Here is a 19866-nt window from a genome sequence, read left to right on the forward strand (position 1 = left end):
CTAATACATGGGGTCAATCTGGCCCCATCTCACGCTGCCTCGAACGAAGTGGGTCGACATTGCGCCCCGTGGCGTAGATGTATCTCTCTTCTGCGTGTGCAATCGAAGCCGGTACCCGGCGCAACACCAGTACGATCTGGACGCCAGTCTGAGCACCTCAGGACAGGATGGACGAGCGAAAGGCAAATACCTGAATCTCGATCAGGTACCCACCCAGGCCACTTTCGACGCAAGCGCGTACCGGCTTGCCGAAACCGTCGACCCAGGCGTCGTACACCGTGTTGACCTGCTCGAAGAACGCATAGTCTGCAATCCAGATCTGTACCCGGGTCAGATCGTTGCGCGTGAATCCTGCGCGAGCCATCAGCGATTCGATCGTTGCCAGCGCCTGGCGTGCCTGCCCGACGACATCCAGCGCAGGATCATCGGCAACGATCCCGGCAGTTTCGAAAAAGGGACCGTAGGCCACGGCCAGGGACATGCGCTGCCCCTCGTCAAAGCGCGCGATCATTGCTTACTCATCTCCTTGCAGACTAAAAAAGCGCACCGGACGGCGCGGCGAGCAGACCCGCCCGATGCAAAGGACGACCGTGAACGGACGTCGCCCGACGGTTCAGCTCAAATCGTTGATGCACACCACCTTGGGTTGCGTCATGTCCTCGTAGGCAAAGCGCACGCCTTCGCGGCCCAGGCTGCCGTACTTGAAGCCGCCGAAGGGCATGGCGTCGAAGCGGTAGTCGGAGGAGTCGTTGATCATCACCCCGCCAGCCTCGATGCGCTTCGCGGCGCCCAGCGCACGCTTGAGGTCCGAGGTGAAAATACCCGCGTGCAAGCTGTATTCGGGCTCGTTGGCCAGGGCCACGGCCTCGTCCAGGCTGTCGAACGGCTCCAGCACCACCACCGGCGCGAACACCTCGTGGCGCCACAGGCGGCTGTCATGGTTCACCCGTTCCAGCACGGTCGGCGCATACAGGGCGCCCCGGCGACGGTGGCCGCAGAGCAGGCTTGCGCCCTCCTCCAGGGCCTCCGCCACCACCTGCTCGGCGTTGCGTGCGGCCTGTTCGGTGATCATCGGGCCCACGTCAGTCTCGCGGCGGCTCGGGTCGCCCACCACCAGCGCCTGGCTCAACGCCACGAAGCGCTCACGGAAGGCTTCGTAGATCGACGCCTGCACGAGAATGCGCTGCGTGCCGATGCAGTTCTGCCCCGCTGCCCAGAAGGCGCCGGACACGCAGGATTCAACCGTAGCCTCCAGCTCGCAATCCTCGAGTACCAGCACCGGCGCGTTACCGCCCAGGTCCATCGCCAGTTTCTTCAGGCCGGCGTTGCGGGCGATGCTCTCGCCGGTGACGAAGCCGCCGGTGAAGGAAATCATCCGCGCCTCACGGGCAGCAGTGAGCGCCTTGCCCAGCTCCGCTCCGCCGGTGGCGATAGTCACGACGGATTCCGGTAGGCCAGCCTCGCGCAGGCAGTCCACCAGCTTGCACGCCGATAGGGGCGCCAACTCCGAGGGCTTGAGCAACACCGCGTTGCCGCCGGCGATGGCCGGGCCGAGCTTGTGCGCCACCAGGTTGAGCGGGTCGTTGTAGGGGGTGATGGCCACAATCAGCCCCAACGGCTCGCGGGTGAACCAGCCCTGGCGGGATTCGGAGCCCTCGTAGGATTCGAACGGCACCACCTCACCGGCATTGCGCTTGGCCTCTTCGGCCGACAGCTTGAGGGTGTTGATGCAGCGTTTCACCTCCTTCTCCGCCTGGCGCAGGGTTTTGCCCGCCTCGGCTACGATCAGGCCGGCAAAGGCGACGGCGTCCCGCTCGACCAGGCGCGCGGTGTCTTCGAGGATGCGCGCTCGGCGATGGCGCGGCAGCGCTGCACTGGCCTGCACGCCCTCCCGGGCCTGCCCCAGCAGACCGGGGACATCGGCGACGCCGAGGCAGGGCACGCTGCCCACCCGGCTACCGTCGAAGGGATTGAACACATCGATCAGAGCGCTTTGCACGGCCTTGGCGAGGGCCAGACGGGATGTGGTCATCAGTGTTCTCCCAGGCTCAGCGCTGCGCATGCGCGGTGTGGATGGCGACGATGTCGGACAGCAGCGCGAAGGCGGTTTCGATTCGCCCGGCACCCGGGCCGGAGACCGTCACCGCCCCGAGCAATTCGGTGTTGAAAGACACCGCGTTGGTGGCGCCGCTGATGCCGGCCAGCGGGTGGCCGTTGTCAAGGCGGCGGGCCTCGACGCTGGCGCATACGGAGCCGTCGGCCTGACGCTGGGCGGAGCCGATCAGCTTCCAGCGGGCGCCGGCCTGGCGAGCCTGTTCGAGGTCGGCGGCGCTCAGGCCGCTGATGCCGCTGCAACGCACGTCGCTCACCTGCAGGCGGGCGTCGAGCAGTTCGTTGGCGAGGATCACCACCTTCAGGCGTACATCGAAACCTTCGACGTCAGCGGTCGGGTCGGCCTCGGCGTAGCCCAGTTCCTGTGCCTGGCGCACCGCATCGGCGAAGCTCAGGCCTTCCTCCATGCGGGTCAGCACGTAGTTCGAAGTGCCATTGAGGATGCCTTCGAAGCCGGTGATCACCGCGCCCGGCAGGGTCTGGCGCGCCATGCGGATGACCGGGGTGCCGCTCATCACCGAGCCTTCGTACTCGAAGGCTACGCCATTGCGCTCGGCCAGGGCCTTGAGTTCGGTGCCGTGCAACGCGATCGGCCCCTTGTTGGTGGTGACCACATGCTTGCCACTCTCCAGTGCCCAGCGGCAGAACGTGGCCGCCGGCTCGCCGTCCACCGGGTTGGTGAAGGTGGCCTCGGCAATGATGTCGGCGCCGGACTGCTTGATGATGGTCTCGTTGAACGCTTCGGCAGTGCCGCCCGGCAGTTCTGCGAATGCCCCCTTGGCGGCCGGCAGGGCGACCAATTGCGCAGCGTCCAGGCCGTCGCGGTTCATGATGGAGCCCAGGAACAGGTCGGTCACGCCGACGATCTTCAGGCTGAAGCCCAGTTCGGCCTGCCAGGCCGCATTGCGCTCGGCGATCAGTTGGGCCAGGCCGCGGTTCACGCCGCCGAAGCCAACCAGGGCAATCTTGTATTCGGACATCGGGTTGCCTCCCATACAGGCAGTTGCTTGATGGGTTCCAGCCTAGGGGCCGGGCACTGGCAGTTGAATATGGCAATCCGCTGTATTTATTGGTCATTTTGACCAGCGCCGCCCTACCCTGCGGTCACCTTCTTGCGGGCATAAAAAAGGTTCTTCACGGATTACCGGGGGAGAGCGTGTTCACACTGGATTGGTAAGTTTGAGTGATTGCCTGGCTCCATGCCGCTTGAAACTTCCCTCACCCCCATCCCCCGCCCTGCGCCCCGGCCTGACCGCTTCGCGCTCAGTCGTTCATCGGCACCGGAAGCGGTGCTTCCGAAAGCGTGCCTCCTCACCCCAGAGGGAGAGGGGTGACTCGCGCCTACGAGGCACAAAGAGTCCTGAAGCCAATACGGGACTGAAACCGAGTAAAAGCGGTGGGGCAGCGACTCCGCCCCGTCAGGAGGCCGAGCGGAATCGTTGCAGAGGGGGACGAGCGGCATGGATGCCGCGAGAGGCGTGTGGGGCCAGGGATGGCCCCTCACGCCGGGCCCCCGGCGCAAGGATGGAGCGAGGGGACCCCGGCGAAGCCGGGGCCGGATGCCGGGGCAAGTTTTTTGGTTCCTTTTCAACGACTGGAAAAGGGACTCGCCCGGGAGGGCGAAACAGAGACCTGAAGCCCACTCTGCAATGAGCTGAACTCCCGGACAACAAGCAACCCTCTCACACCCAATTGCCAATCCGCTGTGTCCCCGGTAATCCGCGAAGAACCATAAAAAAGCCGCCCGGACCAGGTCCGGGCGGCGCGGTGGGAGCATGCCCCCGAACTCAGATCACAGAGGAGAGGACAAAGGAAGTGACCGTGTTGGAAACACCGGGCATGGCGGAAATCTCCTTCCACACCAGATGCACGCGTTCAGGCGTCGCCGCATCGACCCGCAGCATGAGATCGAACTCACCACTCATGACTTCGCACTGGACGATTTCCGGAATGCTACGCAGCGCTTGCAGCACCTCCTCGCCGCGCATGCGGTCGTAGCGGTAGACGAAGATCACCGCGCTGATCAGCGACCCTGGACGACGACCGTCGCCGGTCTTCAGTGTGTAGCCCTGGATGGCGCCGTCGCGTTCCAGCCGCTCGATGCGCTGGCGAACGGCGTTGCGCGACAGGTTGACCTTGTCGCCGAGTTCCGCGTGGGCGATACGCGCGTTGGCGGTGAGTTCGGCCAGGATGCGTTCGTCCAGCGGATCGAGGATGCGTTTCATCGCCGCCCTCCCCCTACCATTCACTGAGCATCTGGCACAGGCCGGCGAGGTCTCCACGCGCCAGCTGTCGCGGATGCTCTACAGGCGGCGGCACCTGCGGCAGCGGCGCGCTCCAGGCGCCCAGCCCGGCCAGCAGCCCGGCCGACTTCTCCGGGGCGATCTGCCCCAGGGTCACCATCGGCGTCACCATGCTGCGCCGGTACAGGCGTGCCGCGAGCACGCCGGTGGCGGTGTGCGGATCGATGGCGATGCCGGTGTCGCGAAACAGCGCGGTGATCTCCGCCACCGTCTGCTCATCGCCCACCGCATAGGAGTCGATCAGCAGGCGCGCCTGCAGCCACTGGTGGTTGGCGATGCTGAGCTCGCCGCTGTTTTCGAAGTGCTCCATCAACGTCTTCACCGCCTGGTCGTCGTGGTCGTAAAGCTCCCAGACGAAGCGTTCCAGGTTGGAGAAGATGGAGAAGTCCATGGCCGGTGACAGGGTGCGATTGGCCTCGCGGGTGGAGTAGCGGTTCTTGTGGATGAACTGGTGCAGCGCGTCGTTGCGGTTGGTGGCAATGATGATCTGGTTGATCGGCAACCCCATCTTCTGTGCGATGTAGCCGGCATAGACCTCGGCGAAGCTCGCCGCCGGGATGCTGAAGCCGATCGGGCGCTGGCCGCCGCCGAGCTGCAGGGCGGCGTGGAAGTAGAAGACGAGCTGCGCCAGCACACCGACCCAGTTGGTGGAGTTGAAGCCGATGGGTACCACCTGCTCCAGTGGCCATCGGCGGAACAGCCGCGAGACCAGGGTCTGGCAGTCGTCGAAGCTGCCGGCCACGGCGCAGGCCAGCACCCGATCCGGGTCGGCGGCCTGGAGCGCAAGCAGGCGCTCACGCGGCACGCCGACCTGCGGATACAGCGTGACCACCCGGCAATTCGCGCAGGTGGCGAAGGCCGAAACGGCCGCCAAGCCGGTATCGCCGTTGGTAGCCCCCACGACGAGTGCCTGCCCGCCTTCGCCATCGAGAAAGTAAGCCGCCAGACGCGCGTGCAACTGGGCAGCGAAATCCTTGGAGGAGCGGGTCGGACCGTGGAACAGCTCCAGCACCCACTCGTTGCGGTCGATCTGGCGCAGTGGCGCGATGGCGCGATGGTTGAAGGGGCGATAGCTGTCCTTGAGCAATGCCTTGAGGTCATCCTCCGGAATGGCCTGACCGACGAAGGGACTGATCACCCGCCAGGCCAGTTCCTCGAACGGCAGCCACGACCAGTTGGCGATTTCCTGGGCACCGAACACCGGCAGGCTGGCCGGCACGAAGAGCCCGCCGTCGGCGGCGAGCCCGGACAGCACCACACTGCGGAAATCTGCCCGCAGCGCGGCACTGCGTGTACTCACGTAATGCATATTCTCTCCCGACACTTACTTGTTGCGATGGGCCTGGGCCACCAGCCAGGTGGCGAAGGCCAAGGCATCTGGATGCAGTTTTGTCCCCGTACCGTGGACCAGGTAGAAGGACTCGCTGGCCTCGATACGCCGATCGAAAGGCTCCACGAGGCGGCCTTCGCGCAGCAGGTCTTCGACCATGGACGAACGCGCCAGGGCGATGCCCTGCCCCAATTCGGCCAGGCGCAGGGTAGAGACCAGGGTGTCGAACTGCAGGCCGGTGGAGAAATCGACGTCGTCGGCGCCCACCCGCTTCAGCCAGTAGCCCCAGCCCTCTTCGTAGCCGAGCACGTGCAGCAGTGGGTGACGGGCGACGTCGCGAGGTTCGTGTAGCGGCGAATCGGCCATCAGCTGCGGCGAACAGACCGGAAACAGCGTGTCCCAGGACAGCCGCTGCGACACCAGCCCGGGCCAGTGGCCGTGGCCCCAGCGGATCTCCAGGTCGTCCTCGCCGTCGAGTTCCTTGACCCAGAGGTTACTGATGTAGCGAATGTCGAGGTGCGGGTGGGCACGGCGGAAGTCAGCCAGCTTCGGCGCCAGCCAGAAGTGGAGGAACGATAGGCTGCCACGCACTTTGATCGGTCGCCGCTTGTGCTGGCCGAAGATCTCGCTGGTGCCCACCGCCAGACGGGTGATGGCGTCCTGTACCACTGGCAGGTAGGACTGCCCCTCCTCGGTCAGGCCCAGTCCACGCGGAAGACGCTTGAACAGCGCAACCCCGAGGTGGCTCTCCAGCTGGCGGATCTGCTGGCTTACCGCCCCCTGGGTCAAGTGCAACTCCTCCGCCGCGTGGGTGAAATTGAGGTACCGCGCCGATACCTCGAAGGCTCGCAACCAGTTCAACGGGGGCAAGGCTTTCTGGTTCATGCGCGGTACCTCATGGCTCATATTCGGACGATCCTGGCGGAGCAGGCAGGGGAGCGGCTTCGCTCAGGCCGTCTCGGGCGTGCGGACGGGCGCGGCGTGGGAAGCCAGGCGCCGCTCACGACCCTTGCGCGTGATCCAGAACACGAAATAGCACCAGGCAATGAACGGCACCCCGAAGTAGAGCGCAACTCGCTGGGCCGGATCAAAGGCAATCCCGATGCAGGCCAGTGTGCAGCTCGCCAGCGCGCCCAGCGGTACCCAGGGATAACCCCGTACGCGGAACTTCAGGTCTTCCACCTTTCCGCCGTTGGCCACGTAGTGGCGGCGGAAGGCGATCTGGCTCGCCGCGATACTCATCCACACCACCACCACGGCCAGGCCCGAGATCGACACCAGTGCGAGGTAGACGGTGTCCGCAGCGAAGACGCTGCTGAGCAGCGAGGCGATGCTGCCGGCCATGCTCACCACGATTGCGTTGAACGGTGTACCCATGCGGCTCAGCTCACCGAAGCGCTTGGGCATGTGGCCCTGGTCGCTGAGGGTCCAGAGCATGCGCGAGGCCGCATACAGGCCCGAGTTGGCAGCCGAGAGCAGCGCACTGATGATCACGAAGTTCATGATGTCGGCGGCGTAGGGAATGCCGATGAACTCGAACACTGTGACGAAGGGGCTCTCCACCAGGCCGGCCTGCTCGCGTGGCAGCAACGTCGCGAGGACGAAGATGGTGCCGACGAAGAACAGCGCCAAGCGCAGCACGGTGGTACGGATTGCCTTGGGCACGTTGCGTTGCGGGTCACGGGTTTCCCCGGCTGCGATACCGATCAGCTCGGTGCCGGAGAAGGCAAACGACACCGCCAGCAGGGTCATGGCGATCGACCAGAAGCCGGTCGGGAACAATCCCTCACGGGTGAAGTTGCCGAGGCCGATGCTGTGAGCCTGCTGCACGTCGAACACGCCGATGATGGCGCCGGTGCCTACCACCAGGAAGGCAATCACAGCCACCACCTTCACCAGCGACAGCCAGAACTCGGTTTCGGCGAATAGCCGGACCGACACTACGTTACTGACGAATACCGTGATGGCGAACAACGCGCTCCAGATCCATACGGGTGTATCAGGGAACCAGCGCACCATGAGGATGCCAGCGGCGGTGAATTCCGATCCGATGGCCACCGCCCAGGTCAGCCAGTAGAGCCAGGCCACCGTATAACCGGTGCCGGGACCCAGGTAGCGGGAGGCGTAGCTGCTGAAGGAGCCGGTTTCCGGCATCTGCACGGCCAGTTCCCCAAGGCACATCATCACCATGTACACCATGACGGCGCCGATGATGTAGGCGATGACCGCTCCCAGCGGACCGGCCTGGTTGACGGTATAGCCTGAAGTCAGGAACAGGCCGGTACCGATCACCCCTCCCAGCGCCAGCATCACAATGTGGCGCGTCTGCATATCCTGTTTGAAACCAGGCCCCGAAATATTCTTGTCTGTTGTTTGCGTGGACATATATGGACTCTCATGAAAGTTTGCGGGCAAAGAAGTTTCTGCAACCAACTTCAAGGCAGAACTGATCAAGTTGCCATCGGGTATTGTTATTGTTCCTTTTCATGATTAACTCACTGGCTCTCCGGCCAGTCGTCAGGGGGCGAACGTCAAATTTCCACCTCGGTGTGACGTTCGGTCAGGACAGGGGCGAAGTTCGAAGTAGGTTCTTCAGCGAGTTCACGGCGAACAAATGCGAACGCCTGCTGGAGATCGGCAAGCAGATCGGCTGTTTCCTCGATCCCCACGGAGATCCGCACCAAGCCTTCGGAGATGCCCAGCGCCAGGCGCTCTTCCAGGGTGTTTTCGACGTGGCTCGTGGTGCGCGCCGGGCCGTAGATGGTTTCCACCGCCCCGAGGTTGCCGGCGCGGTGGGCATAGCGCAGACGCGGTAAAAGACGCTTCACGGTGTCCATGCCGCCGGCCAGGACGAAGCTGACGATGGCGCCGAAACCGCGCATCTGCGAGCGCGCGACGGCATGAGCGGGATGGCTGGGCAGTCCGGGGTAGTTCACTGCCTCCACCAGCGGTTCGGTGAGCAGGTAATCGGCCAGTGCCTGGGCGCTCTGCTGCTGTTGGCGCAGGCGCAGGGCCAGGGTCTTGATGCCACGGATGATCAGGTAGGCGGAGAACGGGTCCAGCGCCGCACCATTGATCTCGCGGTAATGACGCACCTGGGCCATCAGGCTTTCCGCGCCGCACACCACGCCACCGAGCACGTCACCGTGGCCGGAGAGGAACTTGGTCGCGCTGTGCACCACCACGTCGACACCTAGTGCCAGGGGATTCTGGTTAAGCGGCGTGGCGAAGGTGTTGTCCGCCACCACCAGGGCACCGACGCGCTTGGCCGCCGCCGCCAGACGGCGGATATCGAGCACTTTAAGGGTCGGATTGGTGGGGGTTTCGAGGTACAGCAGGTCGCAGCCCTTGGCGATCTCGCGTTCGATGGCCTCGGTATCCAGGGTGTCGCAAAGAGTGACCTCCACGCCCATGCGCGGCAAAAATTCCTCGAAGATCTTGTTGGTGCCACCGTAGCTATCGCGAGTGGACACCACACGCTTGCCGCTGCAGAGGAAAGTCTGCAGCACCCCGCTGATCGCGGCCATGCCACTGCTGAAGGCGACCGCCGACTCCGACTGTTCCAGCTCGCACAGCTTGGCTTCGAGGACAGCGACCGTCGGATTGCTCATGCGGCTGTAGATGAAGCCCGGATTCTTGCCCAGGGCAACGTCATACCAGACATCGATGTCCTGATAGCCATATGCGGCACTTACGACAATTGGTGTTTGCGTGGCGTTATAGGGATGCTGAATTTGCTCGCCTGCCCAGACAACCTGAGTACCAATGCCGGCACACTCGTCGTGAGCAGTTTCCACTTTCTTGTTCATATGAATTTCCCGAAGACGGTGAGACAACTTCGCCAATCAGAATTGGTTGCCGGGAAATATAGGGAATGGAAAACGCACTGAAAAACGATGTTATCCGGGCCTAAGGGCCGTTTTTTTTAATGGCTGAGGTCACGTGGCTCCAATGGCGTCTGCGGGCGATTATCGGATCAGGAAAGCGCAGGAGGATTGAACGGCGGCGCGCCTGATCGCGCTCTTTGTGGGGGCGAATTCATTCGCCAAGGGCGGCGGAGCCGCCCCATGCAAGCCATCAGGGCAGACCTGCGGCCTGCTTGGCGATTGAAATCGCCCCTACAAGGTAGCGGCACACTTCAACCCTGGCTTGTGTCGCGCCCTCCCCAACAAGCACAGGAAATTTCCCTGGCGGCCGAACCATGGGGCTTTTGCCAAAAAATAGGGCGGCAAATGCCGCCCCGCTCACGCTCAAAAGAACGCCTGGATGCCGGTCTGCGCGCGGCCGAGGATCAGCGCGTGGACGTCGTGGGTGCCCTCGTAGGTGTTCACCACTTCCAGGTTGACCAGGTGGCGGGCCACGCCGAATTCGTCGGAGATGCCGTTGCCGCCCAGCATGTCGCGGGCCAGGCGGGCGATGTCCAGCGCCTTGCCGCAGGAGTTGCGCTTCATGATCGAGGTGATTTCCACCGCCGCGGTGCCTTCGTCCTTCATCCGGCCCAGGCGCAGGCAGCCTTGCAGGGCCAGGGTGATCTCGGTCTGCATGTCGGCCAGCTTCTTCTGGATCAGTTGGTTGGCGGCCAGCGGACGGCCGAACTGGTTACGGTCCAGCACATACTGGCGCGCGGTGTGCCAACAGGCCTCGGCGGCGCCCAGGGCGCCCCAGGAGATGCCGTAGCGGGCGGAGTTCAGGCAGGTGAACGGGCCGCGCAGGCCGCGCACGTCGGGGAAGGCGTTCTCTTCCGGGACGAACACGTTGTCCATCACGATCTCGCCGGTGATCGAGGCGCGCAGGCCGACCTTGCCGTGGATGGTCGGCGCCGACAGGCCCTGCCAGCCCTTCTCGAGGATGAAGCCGCGGATCTCGCCGGCATCGTCCTTGGCCCAGACCACGAACACATCGGCGATCGGGCTGTTGGTGATCCACATCTTGGCGCCGGACAGGCGGTAGCCGCCGTCGACCTTCTTCGCGCGGGTGATCATCGAGCCCGGGTCGGAGCCGTGGTTCGGTTCGGTCAGGCCGAAGCAACCGATGTATTCGCCGCTGGCCAGCTTGGGCAGGTACTTCTGTTTGGTGGCCTCGTTGCCGAACTCGTTGATCGGCACCATCACCAGCGACGACTGCACGCTCATCATCGAGCGGTAGCCGGAGTCGACGCGCTCCACTTCGCGGGCGATCAGGCCGTAGCACACATAGTTGAGGCCGCTGCCGCCGTATTCGGCGGGGATGGTGGCGCCGAGCAGGCCCACTTCGCCCATCTCGCGGAAGATCGCCGGGTCGGTCTGCTCATGGCGGAAGGCCTCCAGCACGCGCGGAGCGAGCTTGTCGGCGGCGAACTGCTGGGCGCTGCCCTGCACCATGCGCTCTTCTTCGGTGAGCTGCTGGTCCAGCAGCAGCGGGTCGATCCAGTTGAAGCTTGCCTTGTTGGCCATGGGGAAGTTCTCCGAATTCATGATTGTTGTGGGGCGTTCGGTTCAGTCGAGGCGCTCGATGACGCAAGCGATGCCCTGCCCCAGGCCGATGCACAGGCTGACCAGGGCGTAACGACCGCCGCTGCGTTCAAGCTGGCGGACAGCGGTGAGCACCAGGCGGGCGCCGGATGCGCCGAGCGGGTGGCCGATGGCGATGGCACCGCCATTGGGATTCAGGCGTGGATCATCGAAGGCGATGCCGAGTTGCCGGGCGCAGCCCAGCACCTGGGCGGCGAAGGCCTCGTTGATCTCGATCAGGTCCATGTCGGCCAGGCGCAAGCCGGCGCGCTGCAATGCCTTGGCGCTGGCCGGCACCGGCCCCAGGCCCATGAGCCGTGGCTCGACGCCCGCCACCGCTGCGGCGAGGATGCGGGCGCGTGGTTTGAGGCCGTGGCGTTCGCCGATGGCCCGGGAGCCGATCAGCAGTGCGGCGGCGCCATCGTTGATGCCCGACGCATTGCCGGCAGTGACCACGCCATCGGCGAACAGCGGCTTGAGCCGGGACAAACTGTCAGCCGTGGTTTCCGGGCGCGGATGCTCATCACACGCCACTGACAACGGCGGTTGCTTGCGCCCTTGCGGCACCTCGATGGGCAGCAGTTCCCCGGTGAAGAAACCGGCCTGCTCCGCCTCGCGGTACAAGGCCTGGCTACGCGCAGCAAAGGCATCCGCCTCTGCGCGGCTGATCGCCAGTTCACGGGCGACGTTGTCGGCTGTTTCGGGCATCGAATCGGCGCCGAACTCGGACTCCACCCGGGGATTGGGGAAGCGCGCGCCGATGCTGCTGTCGAACACCCGGAAGTCGCGGGAGTACGCGCTTTCCGCCTTGGCCACGACAAAGGGTGCGCGACTCATGCTTTCCGCGCCACCGGCAATGAACAACTCGCCCTCGCCACCCCTGACCGCGCGTGCCGCATCCAGCACCGCCGCCAGGCCCGAGCCGCACAGGCGGTTGACGGTGAGGCCGCCGACCGCCACGGGAAGGCCGGCGAGCAACGCGGCATGGCGGGCCAGGTTGCGGCCGTCTTCGCCGGCCTGGCTGGCGCAGCCGGCGATCAGGTCCTCGTACGCCTCGGCGGCAAAGGGATTACGCGCCACCAGGGCCCGCACCAGCGTAGCCAGCAGGTCATCCGGACGCACGCCGGCCAGGGCGCCGGCATGTCGACCGAAGGGCGAGCGCAGGCCGTCATAGATGTAGGCAGTCATGCGCCCTCCTCCGCTGCGGTCAGCGGCAGGCCGAGCTGCACGCGACGGCGCAGCCAGGGGCTGATGCGGTAGCGCGGCTCCTGGTAGAGCTCATGCAGCGCGCGAATAATCCGTGCGATCTTCTCCGCTCCGTAGTGATCGCCGAAACCCAGTGGCCCGAGGGGGTAACCCAGCGCCAGTCGCACCGCGCGATCCAGCACGGCGGGCGCGGCGATGCGCCGCTGGGCGATCTCGCAGCCCAGGTTGACGATCCCGGCCAGCACCCGCTGGGCGATGAAGCCGGGCGAATCGTTGATCACCTCCACCGGCACGCCGTCGGCGCCCAGCGCCTGCCGCGCCTGGGCCAGCAGATTCGGGTCCAGCGCCGGCTGAGGCATCAGCACGCGGCGCTTGTCGAAGCCGGCGAAGGTCTCCAGCGCCAGGGTGCGCTGCGCCGGCAGCTGGGTGCGGGCGATGAGGCTACTGGCGTCTTCGCCCAGGGGCGTGACCAGGCAGATCGCTTGCGGACCGGGTTGGCTGCCCTGCTCCAGCTCTGCCCCGGCGACGGCCAGCACGGCTGCCACCTGATCGCGCACCGCCGCGTCGCGGGAGTCGAGCCAGAATGGCCGGTCGATCAGCACGGGAGCCGGCGCCACCGGCTCGTCCGGCACCGCTTTGCCCTCTACATATCGGTAGAAGCCGCGGCCGCTCTTGCGCCCCAGCAGGCCGCTGGCCAGGCGCGCCGGCACCAGGGCCGACGGGGTATAGCGCGGCTCCTGGTAGAACTGGCCGTGGATCGACTCCATCACGGCATGGGAAACGTCCAGCCCCGTCAGGTCGAACAGCTCGAAGGGCCCCATGGGAAAGCCCAGGCTGTCCTTGAGGATGCGGTCGATCTGGGCGGGCGTGGCGATACCTTCGGCAAGGATACGCAGGGCCTCCGGCCCATACGCACGGCCCGCGTGGTTGACCAGGAAGCCGGGCGAATCCGGGGTGACGGCGGCGAAATGCCCGGCCCCTTCGGCCAAGGCGGCCAGGCGCTCGATCACCTCCGGGTCGGTCAGCTCGCCGCGCACCACCTCGACGACCTTCATCAGGGGCACCGGGTTGAAGAAGTGGAAGCCGGCGACCCGCTGGGGGCGCTGGCAGGCACTGGCGATCAGGCTGATGGACAGGGACGAGGTGTTGCTCGCCAGCACCGCATCCGCCCCCACCAGCTGTTCCAGCTTTTGGAACAGCGCCTGCTTGGCTTCCAGGTTCTCGACAATGGCCTCGATCAACAGGTCGCATCCCGCCAGCGCCTCCAGGCTGTAGGCCGGCTGCATGCGGGCCAATGTGGGGGCCAGCGCATCGGCGTCCAACCGACCCTTGGCCACGGCGCGCTCCAGCAGGTCGCGGTTGTAGGCCAGGGCCTGGTCGATGGCCTCGGTGCGGCTGTCATGCAGCAGCACTTCCACCCCGGCGCCGGCGAACAGCTGGGCGATGCCGCGCCCCATGGCGCCACTGCCGATCACGCCGATTCGCTTGAACGTATTCATGGGTGCCTCCTTACAGGGCGTTTTCCAGTTCCGGCACAGCCTCGAACAGGTCCGCCACCAGGCCGTAGTCGGCCACCTGGAAGATCGGCGCTTCTTCGTCCTTGTTGATCGCGACGATGACCTTGGAGTCCTTCATGCCGGCCAGGTGCTGGATGGCCCCGGAGATGCCCACGGCGAGGTACAGCTGCGGGGCGACGATCTTGCCGGTCTGACCGACCTGCATGTCGTTCGGCACGAAGCCGGCGTCGACCGCGGCACGGGACGCGCCGACCGCAGCGCCGAGCTTGTCCGCGACGGCATAGAGCAGCTTGAAGTTGTCGCCGTTCTGCAGGCCACGACCGCCGGAGATGACGATCCTGGCTGCGGTCAGTTCCGGACGGTCGGACTTGGCCAATTCTTCGCCGACGAAGGCGGAGGTGCCGGCGTCAGAGACAGTGGCCACGGCCTCTATGGCGGCGGAGCCACCTTCGGCGGCAGCGGCGTCGAAACCGGTGGTACGCACGGTGATCACCTTCACGGCCGCGCTGGACTGCACGGTGGCGATGGCGTTGCCGGCGTAGATCGGCCGCTTGAAGGTGTCGGCGCTCTCGACGGCGATGATCTCGGAGAGCTGGTCGACGTCCAGCAGAGCCGCTACGCGCGGCAGGTAGTTCTTGCCATTGGTAGTGGCCGGCGCCAGCACATGGCTGTAACCAGCGGCGAGGGAGGCCACCAGCGGCGCGATGTTTTCCGGCAACTGGTGGGCGTAGGCGGCATGGTCGGCGACCAGCACCTTGGCCACGCCGGCGATCTGGGCGGCAGACTCGGCAACGGCACCGACGCCCTGCCCCGCGACGAGGATGGCGATCTCGCCACCGATCTGCTGCGCGGCGGTGACGGTATTGAGGGTGGCCGACGCCAGGGACGCGTTGTTGTGTTCAGCGATTACCAGGACAGCCATCTCAGATCACCTTCGCTTCGTTTTTCAGTTTCTCGACCAGTTCCGCCACCGACTTGACCTTGATCCCCGCCTGGCGGGCGGCCGGTGCTTCGACTTTCAGGATCGATACGGTGGATGCGGTGGCAACGCCCAGGGCGTCCGGGGTCACCACGTCCAGCGGCTTCTTCTTGGCTTTCATGATGTTCGGCAGCGACGCGTAGCGCGGCTCGTTCAGGCGCAGGTCGGTGGTGACGATCGCCGGCAGGTTCAGCACAACGGTCTGCAGACCGCCATCGATCTCGCGGGTGACCTTGACCTGGTCCCCCGCCACCTCGACCTTGGAGGCGAAGGTGCCCTGGGCATAGCCAGTGAGGGCGCCCAGCATCTGGCCAGTCTGGTTGTTGTCGCTGTCGATGGCTTGCTTGCCGAGGATCACCAGCTGCGGCTGTTCCTGGTCGACCACGGCCTTGAGCAGCTTGGCCACGGCCAGGGAATTCAGTTCGTCGTTGCTTTCCACCAGGATCGCGCGATCGGCGCCCAGGGCCAGGGCCGTGCGCAGCTGCTCCTGGGCGGCGTTCGGACCTACCGAAATCACGACGATTTCCGTGGCGATCCCTTGCTCCTTCAGCCGTACCGCCTCTTCCACGGCAATTTCGCAGAAGGGGTTCAGGGCCATCTTCACATTAGCGAGGTCGACGCCGGAGTGGTCCGCCTTGACGCGAACCTTGACGTTGTAATCGACCACGCGTTTTACCGGGACCAGTACCTTCATCTTGTTTTCCTGTGTCAGGTCGAAGTAGGGGTTCAGGCGCAACGCAGCAATTCGGCGTAGGCCCGCAGGTGGTGATCGTCGTCACCCAACTGGTGGCTCAGCATCACCAGGCGCTTGGCGTGGTGGGACAGGCTGTACTCCCAGGTCATGCCGATGCCGCCGTGCAGCTGTATGGCCTGTTCGGCGATGAAACGGGCGGCACGGGTGACGATGAATTTGGCGGCCGCCAGGCGCCGGCTGCGCTCTTCGCTGTCCGGGTCGTCCGCCACGCAGGCGGCGAGGATGGCCATGGAGGCAGCCATTTCCAGCTCGCCGCGCATGTCGGCCATGCGGTGCTGCAGCACCTGGAACTTGCCGATGGGCGCACCGAACTGCTTGCGGGTCTTGAGGTAATCCAGGGTCAGGCGGAAGGATTCCTGCATGCTGCCGAGAGCTTCGGCGCACTGGGCGGCGATGGCTCGCCCCTGCTGGTAGCGCAGCGCCGGCAGGGCCTTGCCGAGGGCACCGAGCAGGCGGTCCTCGCTGACCACCACGCCGTCCAGGCGCAGCTCACAGGCACGCGGACCATCGATGCAGGGGTAGCTGCGGCGCTTCACGCCGGAGGCAGCCGGGTCGACCAGGAACAGGCTGATGCCCGACTCGTCCAGCACTGCGCCCGAAGTACGTGCCGACACCAGGACCAGGCCGGCGCTATCCCCGCCGACCACCACGCATTTTGTGCCGGTCAAACGCCAGCCACCGACACAGGGCTCGGCCCGGGTCTGCACATCGTGCAACTGGTAATGGCTCTGGCTTTCCTCCAGGGCCACCGCCAATTGCAGCTCGCCCGCTGCCACGCGCGGCAGCAGTTCGGCACGCTGGGCGTCGCTGCCCAATTGCTGCAGCAGGCCGGCGCCATGGACCTGGGAGTGGAGGTAAGGCTCCAGGCAGAGGTTGCGCCCCAGCTCCGTCATCACCAGATAGGTGTCCACCCCGCCGCCGCCCAGGCCGCCATGTTCCTCCGCCAGGGGCACCGCGCAGATGCCCAGCTCGCCGAGTTGTTGCCAGAATTCGCGGCTGAAGCCCGCTTCGCTGCGATAGAAACCCTCGCGCTGATCGAAGCCGTAGCTGTCGCGGGCCAGGCGGGCCACCGTGTCCTGCAGCATCTGCTGCTCTTCGTTGAGAGTGAAGTCCATGGGGGCCTCCTTAGAGTTCGAGGATCATCTTGGCGATGATGTTCTTCTGGATTTCGTTGGAGCCGCCGTAGATGGACAGCTTGCGCAGGTTGAAGTACTGGCTGGCGGGGCCGGCGCTGTAGTCGGCGTACAGCGGTTCGCTGACCTCGGCCTGCGCCAGCTCCTCTTCCAGGAACGGCAGCGCATGCACCCCCAGCACCTTGCGCTGCAGGTGACTGATGGCCTGGCGGATCTCCGAGCCCTTGATCTTCAGGATCGAGCTTTCCGCGCCCGGCACCCCGCCGCCCTGGACCGACGCCAGGATGCGCAGCGTGCTCATCTCGATGGCCATCAGCTGCATTTCCACTTCGGCGATCTGCACCCGCAGCAGCGGGTCCTCGATCATGGGCCGGCCGCCACGTTTCTCAATCGAGGCCACCCGCTTGAGCTGGGCCAGGGCCGCCTTGGAATGGGCGATGCCGGCCTGGCCGGTGCGCTCGTGGGTGAGCAGGAACTTGGCGCAGGTCCAGCCCTCGTTCTCCTTGCCCACCAGGTTCTCCACGGGCACCCGCACGTTGTCGAAGAACACCTCGTTGACTTCGTGATCGCCTTCGAGGGTGATGATCGGCCGCACGCTGATGCCGGGGCTGTCCATGTCCATCAGCAGGAAGGAAATGCCCCGCTGCTGCTGCGCCTCCGGGTCGGTGCGCACCAGGCAGAAGATGCGGTTGGCGTGCTGGCCGAGGGTGGTCCAGGTTTTCTGGCCGTTGACCACATAGTGGTCGCCCTCGCGCACGGCACGGGTCTTCAGGCTGGCCAGGTCGGAACCGGCGCCGGGCTCGGAGTAGCCCTGGCACCACCAGTCCTCGCCGGAGAGGATGCGCGGCAGGTAATGCGCCTGCTGCTCGGCGGTGCCGAACTTCATGATCACCGGCGCCACCATGTTCACCCCGAAGGAGACCAGTCGCGGCGCGCCGAAGGCGGCGCATTCCTCTTCGAAGATATGACGCTGCACCAGGCTCCAGCCGGTGCCGCCGTGCTCCACCGGCCAGTTCGCAGCGTACCAGCCACGGCGGAAGAGGATGCGCTGCCAGCGCTGGTGGTCGTCCTTGGAAAGGTGCTTGCCCAGCCGGACCTTGGCGGCGATATCGGCGGGCAGTTCGCGGGCGAGGAAGTCGCGCACCTCGTCGCGGAATGCCAGTTCGGCAGGGGTGAACTCGATATTCATGGGGATACCCTCGATGGATGCCTCAATGGGTCTTCGACTGGTCGGTGGCCTGACGCGCCGCCCGCGCCGCCTCGCGCTCGGCGAAGAAGCGGGCCACCAGCTCCGCGCGCTGTGGCGATTCCAGGCACTGGAGGAACAGTTCGCGCTCGCGGCGCAGGCCCTGTTCCAACGGCAGGTTGATGGCCGCTTCGATGGCGTCGATGCAGCGTGGCGGGGAAAACGCCTCGGGTTGCCGGGCGCGGACTGCGGCGCGCCGGGCCGCCAGCAGGGCGGCATGATCGCCCCCTGCTAAAGCAGGCACGGCGGCCTGGCCGGTGCGCCGTGGGCCGGCGCCGCGCGCCAGCAGCTCGGCGGCGTATACCAGCCCAGCCTCCAGCGGATCGCCGTCGAAGAGCTCGTCGACGATGCCGTGCCGCAATGCCGCATCAGCCGTGATGGGTTCGCCGCCGACGATCATCTCCAGCGCCAGCTCGACGCCCGCCAGGCGCGGCAGGCGCTGGGTGCCGCCGGCGCCGGGCAAGAGCCCAAGCTTCACTTCCGGCAGGCCGACGCGGGCGTCGCGGCGGGCGATGCGGTAATGGCAGGCCATGGCCACTTCCAGACCGCCACCCAAAGCCGAGCCATGCAGTACCGCCAGGCTCGGCTTGGCGCAGTTCTCGATCGCCAGGGTGACATCGGGCAGCAGCGGCGCCTGGGGCGGCTGGCCGAACTCGCGGATATCGGCGCCGGCGATGAAGGTCCGGCCGGCGCAGACCAGCAGGATCAATTCAACGGCACGGTCCTGCCCGGCCTCGGCGAAGGCGTGCAGAAGGCCCGCCCGTACCGGCTGGGACAGCGCATTCACCGGCGGGTTGTCGACGCGGATGACAGCGACGCTGCCCTCCCGCGCCAGGCTTACGAAAGATGACATCTGACCGCTCCTGCAGGCTCGCGGCCTGCCTTGTTGTTGTAGTGCGGATCGATTGGGTGAATCAGCGGTGGCGCCAGACCGGCCGGCGCTTTTCCAGGAAGGCGGTCATGCCCTCCCTGCGGTCCTCGCTGCCGAAGCTCGCGTGGAGCAGGCGCCGCTCGAAATGCACCCCTTCGGCGAGGGTGGTTTCGAAGGCGCGGTCCACCGCCTCCTTGTTCAGCTTGACCGCCACCTCCGACAGGCCGGCGATCTGCGCCGCCACCTGCAGGGCCTCGTCCAGGACCTGCGCGGCCGGCACCACGCGGCTGACCAGCCCGCAGCGCTCGGCCTCCTGCGCGTCCATCAGGCGCCCGGTCAGGCACAGGTCCATGGCCTTGGCCTTGCCGATGGCGCGGGTCAGGCGCTGGGTTCCGCCGGCCCCCGGCAGGGTGCCGACCTTGACTTCCGGCTGGCCGAAACGCGCGTCATCGGCGGCGATGATCAGGTCGCACATCATCGCCAGCTCGCAGCCGCCGCCCAGCGCCAGGCCCCGCACCGCCGCGATCACCGGCTTGCGGCAGCGCGTCACCTCTTCCCAGTTGGCGGTCACGAAATCCTCCAGGTAGACGTCGGCGAAGGCCTTGTCCCGCAGCTCGGCGATATCCGCGCCGGCGGCAAACGCCTTGTCGCTGCCGGTGATGACCATGGCGCGGATGCCCCGGTCGCCCTCGAAGGCGCGCAGCGCCTCACCCAGCTCCGTCATCAATTGCCCGCTCAGGGCATTGAGCACCTGCGGGCGATGGAGGGTGATGAGCCCTACCGACTCATGCCGCTCGACCAGGATGGTGCTGTAGCTCATGGCGCGTCCTCCGCGTGATTCCGTATCCAGGCAGGGCCCGGGTGGGCCGATCTGGGACCGAGTCTATCCACCGACAAAAATAAAGACAACATGTTGACATAATAAT

Annotated in this window: 16 protein-coding genes and 1 pseudogene; all 17 read right to left on the reverse strand. The window is 65.8% G+C overall.

The genetic code is table 11. The features are described from left to right. Positions 1–157 precede the first annotated feature (157 nt). Positions 158–511, reverse strand: a complete 354-nt coding sequence (locus tag ACFW0H_RS24975) for a RidA family protein (protein WP_422916538.1) — start codon at positions 509–511, stop codon at positions 158–160. A gap of 102 nt (positions 512–613) precedes the next feature. After that, positions 614–2032, reverse strand: coding sequence for an aldehyde dehydrogenase family protein (locus tag ACFW0H_RS24980; protein ID WP_422916539.1), 1419 nt, complete (start codon positions 2030–2032; stop codon positions 614–616). A 16-nt stretch (positions 2033–2048) separates the two neighbouring features. After that, complete coding sequence (locus ACFW0H_RS24985) at positions 2049–3092, reverse strand: homoserine dehydrogenase (RefSeq protein WP_422916540.1); 1044 nt, start codon at positions 3090–3092, stop codon at positions 2049–2051. Positions 3093–3899: 807 nt separating this feature from the next. Next, positions 3900–4337: an Lrp/AsnC family transcriptional regulator gene (locus tag ACFW0H_RS24990; RefSeq protein WP_422916541.1), complete on the reverse strand. Its 438-nt coding sequence runs from the start codon at positions 4335–4337 to the stop codon at positions 3900–3902. A gap of 13 nt (positions 4338–4350) precedes the next feature. After that, positions 4351–5724 carry a threonine synthase gene (thrC, locus tag ACFW0H_RS24995; protein WP_422916542.1) on the reverse strand — a complete coding sequence of 458 codons (1374 nt, stop codon included), beginning with the start codon at positions 5722–5724 and terminating at the stop codon, positions 4351–4353. Positions 5725–5739: 15 nt separating this feature from the next. After that, positions 5740–6630 carry a LysR substrate-binding domain-containing protein gene (locus ACFW0H_RS25000; protein ID WP_422916595.1) on the reverse strand — a complete coding sequence of 297 codons (891 nt, stop codon included), beginning with the start codon at positions 6628–6630 and terminating at the stop codon, positions 5740–5742. 63 nt (positions 6631–6693) lie between these two features. After that, the gene (locus ACFW0H_RS25005; RefSeq protein ID WP_422916543.1) at positions 6694–8130 is read right to left on the reverse strand and encodes an amino acid permease; all 1437 of its coding nucleotides are present in this window, start codon (positions 8128–8130) and stop codon (positions 6694–6696) included. 146 nt (positions 8131–8276) lie between these two features. Next, positions 8277–9554: a cystathionine gamma-synthase family protein gene (locus ACFW0H_RS25010; protein ID WP_422916544.1), complete on the reverse strand. Its 1278-nt coding sequence runs from the start codon at positions 9552–9554 to the stop codon at positions 8277–8279. A gap of 441 nt (positions 9555–9995) precedes the next feature. Continuing rightward, the gene (locus tag ACFW0H_RS25015) at positions 9996–11177 is read right to left on the reverse strand and encodes an acyl-CoA dehydrogenase (RefSeq protein ID WP_422916545.1); all 1182 of its coding nucleotides are present in this window, start codon (positions 11175–11177) and stop codon (positions 9996–9998) included. A 42-nt stretch (positions 11178–11219) separates the two neighbouring features. Next, on the reverse strand, positions 11220–12422 hold the full coding sequence (locus tag ACFW0H_RS25020) for a 3-oxoadipyl-CoA thiolase (RefSeq protein WP_422916546.1): 1203 nt from the start codon (positions 12420–12422) through the stop codon (positions 11220–11222). Continuing rightward, positions 12419–13939, reverse strand: coding sequence for a 3-hydroxyacyl-CoA dehydrogenase (locus ACFW0H_RS25025; RefSeq protein ID WP_422916547.1), 1521 nt, complete (start codon positions 13937–13939; stop codon positions 12419–12421). Before ACFW0H_RS25025 ends, ACFW0H_RS25020 begins: the two co-directional genes overlap by 4 nt. 10 nt (positions 13940–13949) lie before the next feature. Beyond that, entirely contained in the window at positions 13950–14879 is a 930-nt protein-coding gene (locus tag ACFW0H_RS25030) for an electron transfer flavoprotein subunit alpha/FixB family protein (RefSeq protein ID WP_422916548.1), read from the reverse strand. 1 nt (position 14880) lies between these two features. Continuing rightward, positions 14881–15630, reverse strand: a complete 750-nt coding sequence (locus ACFW0H_RS25035; protein WP_422916549.1) for an electron transfer flavoprotein subunit beta/FixA family protein — start codon at positions 15628–15630, stop codon at positions 14881–14883. A gap of 32 nt (positions 15631–15662) precedes the next feature. Then, a complete protein-coding gene (locus tag ACFW0H_RS25040) occupies positions 15663–16805 on the reverse strand; it encodes an acyl-CoA dehydrogenase family protein (protein ID WP_422916550.1) in 1143 nt (380 codons plus the stop codon). Between the two features lie 10 nt (positions 16806–16815). Further along, positions 16816–18012, reverse strand: coding sequence for an acyl-CoA dehydrogenase family protein (locus ACFW0H_RS25045; protein WP_422916551.1), 1197 nt, complete (start codon positions 18010–18012; stop codon positions 16816–16818). Between the two features lie 61 nt (positions 18013–18073). Further along, positions 18074–18922: pseudogene (locus ACFW0H_RS25050) on the reverse strand (enoyl-CoA hydratase/isomerase family protein); the annotation flags it as partial. A gap of 61 nt (positions 18923–18983) precedes the next feature. After that, positions 18984–19760 (reverse strand): enoyl-CoA hydratase, encoded by a 777-nt coding sequence (locus ACFW0H_RS25055; protein ID WP_422916552.1) that lies wholly within the window; start codon positions 19758–19760, stop codon positions 18984–18986. Between the last annotated feature and the right edge of the window lie 106 nt (positions 19761–19866).

Source organism: Metapseudomonas cellulosilytica, assembly GCF_049334135.1.
In the GTDB taxonomy this organism is placed as follows: Bacteria; Pseudomonadota; Gammaproteobacteria; order Pseudomonadales; family Pseudomonadaceae; genus Metapseudomonas.

Coding starts and splice junctions, on each gene's coding strand:
- ACFW0H_RS24975 (WP_422916538.1), bottom strand. CDS start 511: ATGATCGCGCGCTTTGACGAGGGGCAGCGCATGTCCCTGGCCGTGGCC.
- ACFW0H_RS24980 (WP_422916539.1), bottom strand. CDS start 2,032: ATGACCACATCCCGTCTGGCCCTCGCCAAGGCCGTGCAAAGCGCTCTG.
- ACFW0H_RS24985 (WP_422916540.1), bottom strand. CDS start 3,092: ATGTCCGAATACAAGATTGCCCTGGTTGGCTTCGGCGGCGTGAACCGC.
- ACFW0H_RS24990 (WP_422916541.1), bottom strand. CDS start 4,337: ATGAAACGCATCCTCGATCCGCTGGACGAACGCATCCTGGCCGAACTC.
- thrC (WP_422916542.1), bottom strand. CDS start 5,724: ATGCATTACGTGAGTACACGCAGTGCCGCGCTGCGGGCAGATTTCCGC.
- ACFW0H_RS25000 (WP_422916595.1), bottom strand. CDS start 6,630: ATGAACCAGAAAGCCTTGCCCCCGTTGAACTGGTTGCGAGCCTTCGAG.
- ACFW0H_RS25005 (WP_422916543.1), bottom strand. CDS start 8,130: ATGTCCACGCAAACAACAGACAAGAATATTTCGGGGCCTGGTTTCAAA.
- ACFW0H_RS25010 (WP_422916544.1), bottom strand. CDS start 9,554: ATGAACAAGAAAGTGGAAACTGCTCACGACGAGTGTGCCGGCATTGGT.
- ACFW0H_RS25015 (WP_422916545.1), bottom strand. CDS start 11,177: ATGGCCAACAAGGCAAGCTTCAACTGGATCGACCCGCTGCTGCTGGAC.
- ACFW0H_RS25020 (WP_422916546.1), bottom strand. CDS start 12,422: ATGACTGCCTACATCTATGACGGCCTGCGCTCGCCCTTCGGTCGACAT.
- ACFW0H_RS25025 (WP_422916547.1), bottom strand. CDS start 13,939: ATGAATACGTTCAAGCGAATCGGCGTGATCGGCAGTGGCGCCATGGGG.
- ACFW0H_RS25030 (WP_422916548.1), bottom strand. CDS start 14,879: ATGGCTGTCCTGGTAATCGCTGAACACAACAACGCGTCCCTGGCGTCG.
- ACFW0H_RS25035 (WP_422916549.1), bottom strand. CDS start 15,630: ATGAAGGTACTGGTCCCGGTAAAACGCGTGGTCGATTACAACGTCAAG.
- ACFW0H_RS25040 (WP_422916550.1), bottom strand. CDS start 16,805: ATGGACTTCACTCTCAACGAAGAGCAGCAGATGCTGCAGGACACGGTG.
- ACFW0H_RS25045 (WP_422916551.1), bottom strand. CDS start 18,012: ATGAATATCGAGTTCACCCCTGCCGAACTGGCATTCCGCGACGAGGTG.
- ACFW0H_RS25055 (WP_422916552.1), bottom strand. CDS start 19,760: ATGAGCTACAGCACCATCCTGGTCGAGCGGCATGAGTCGGTAGGGCTC.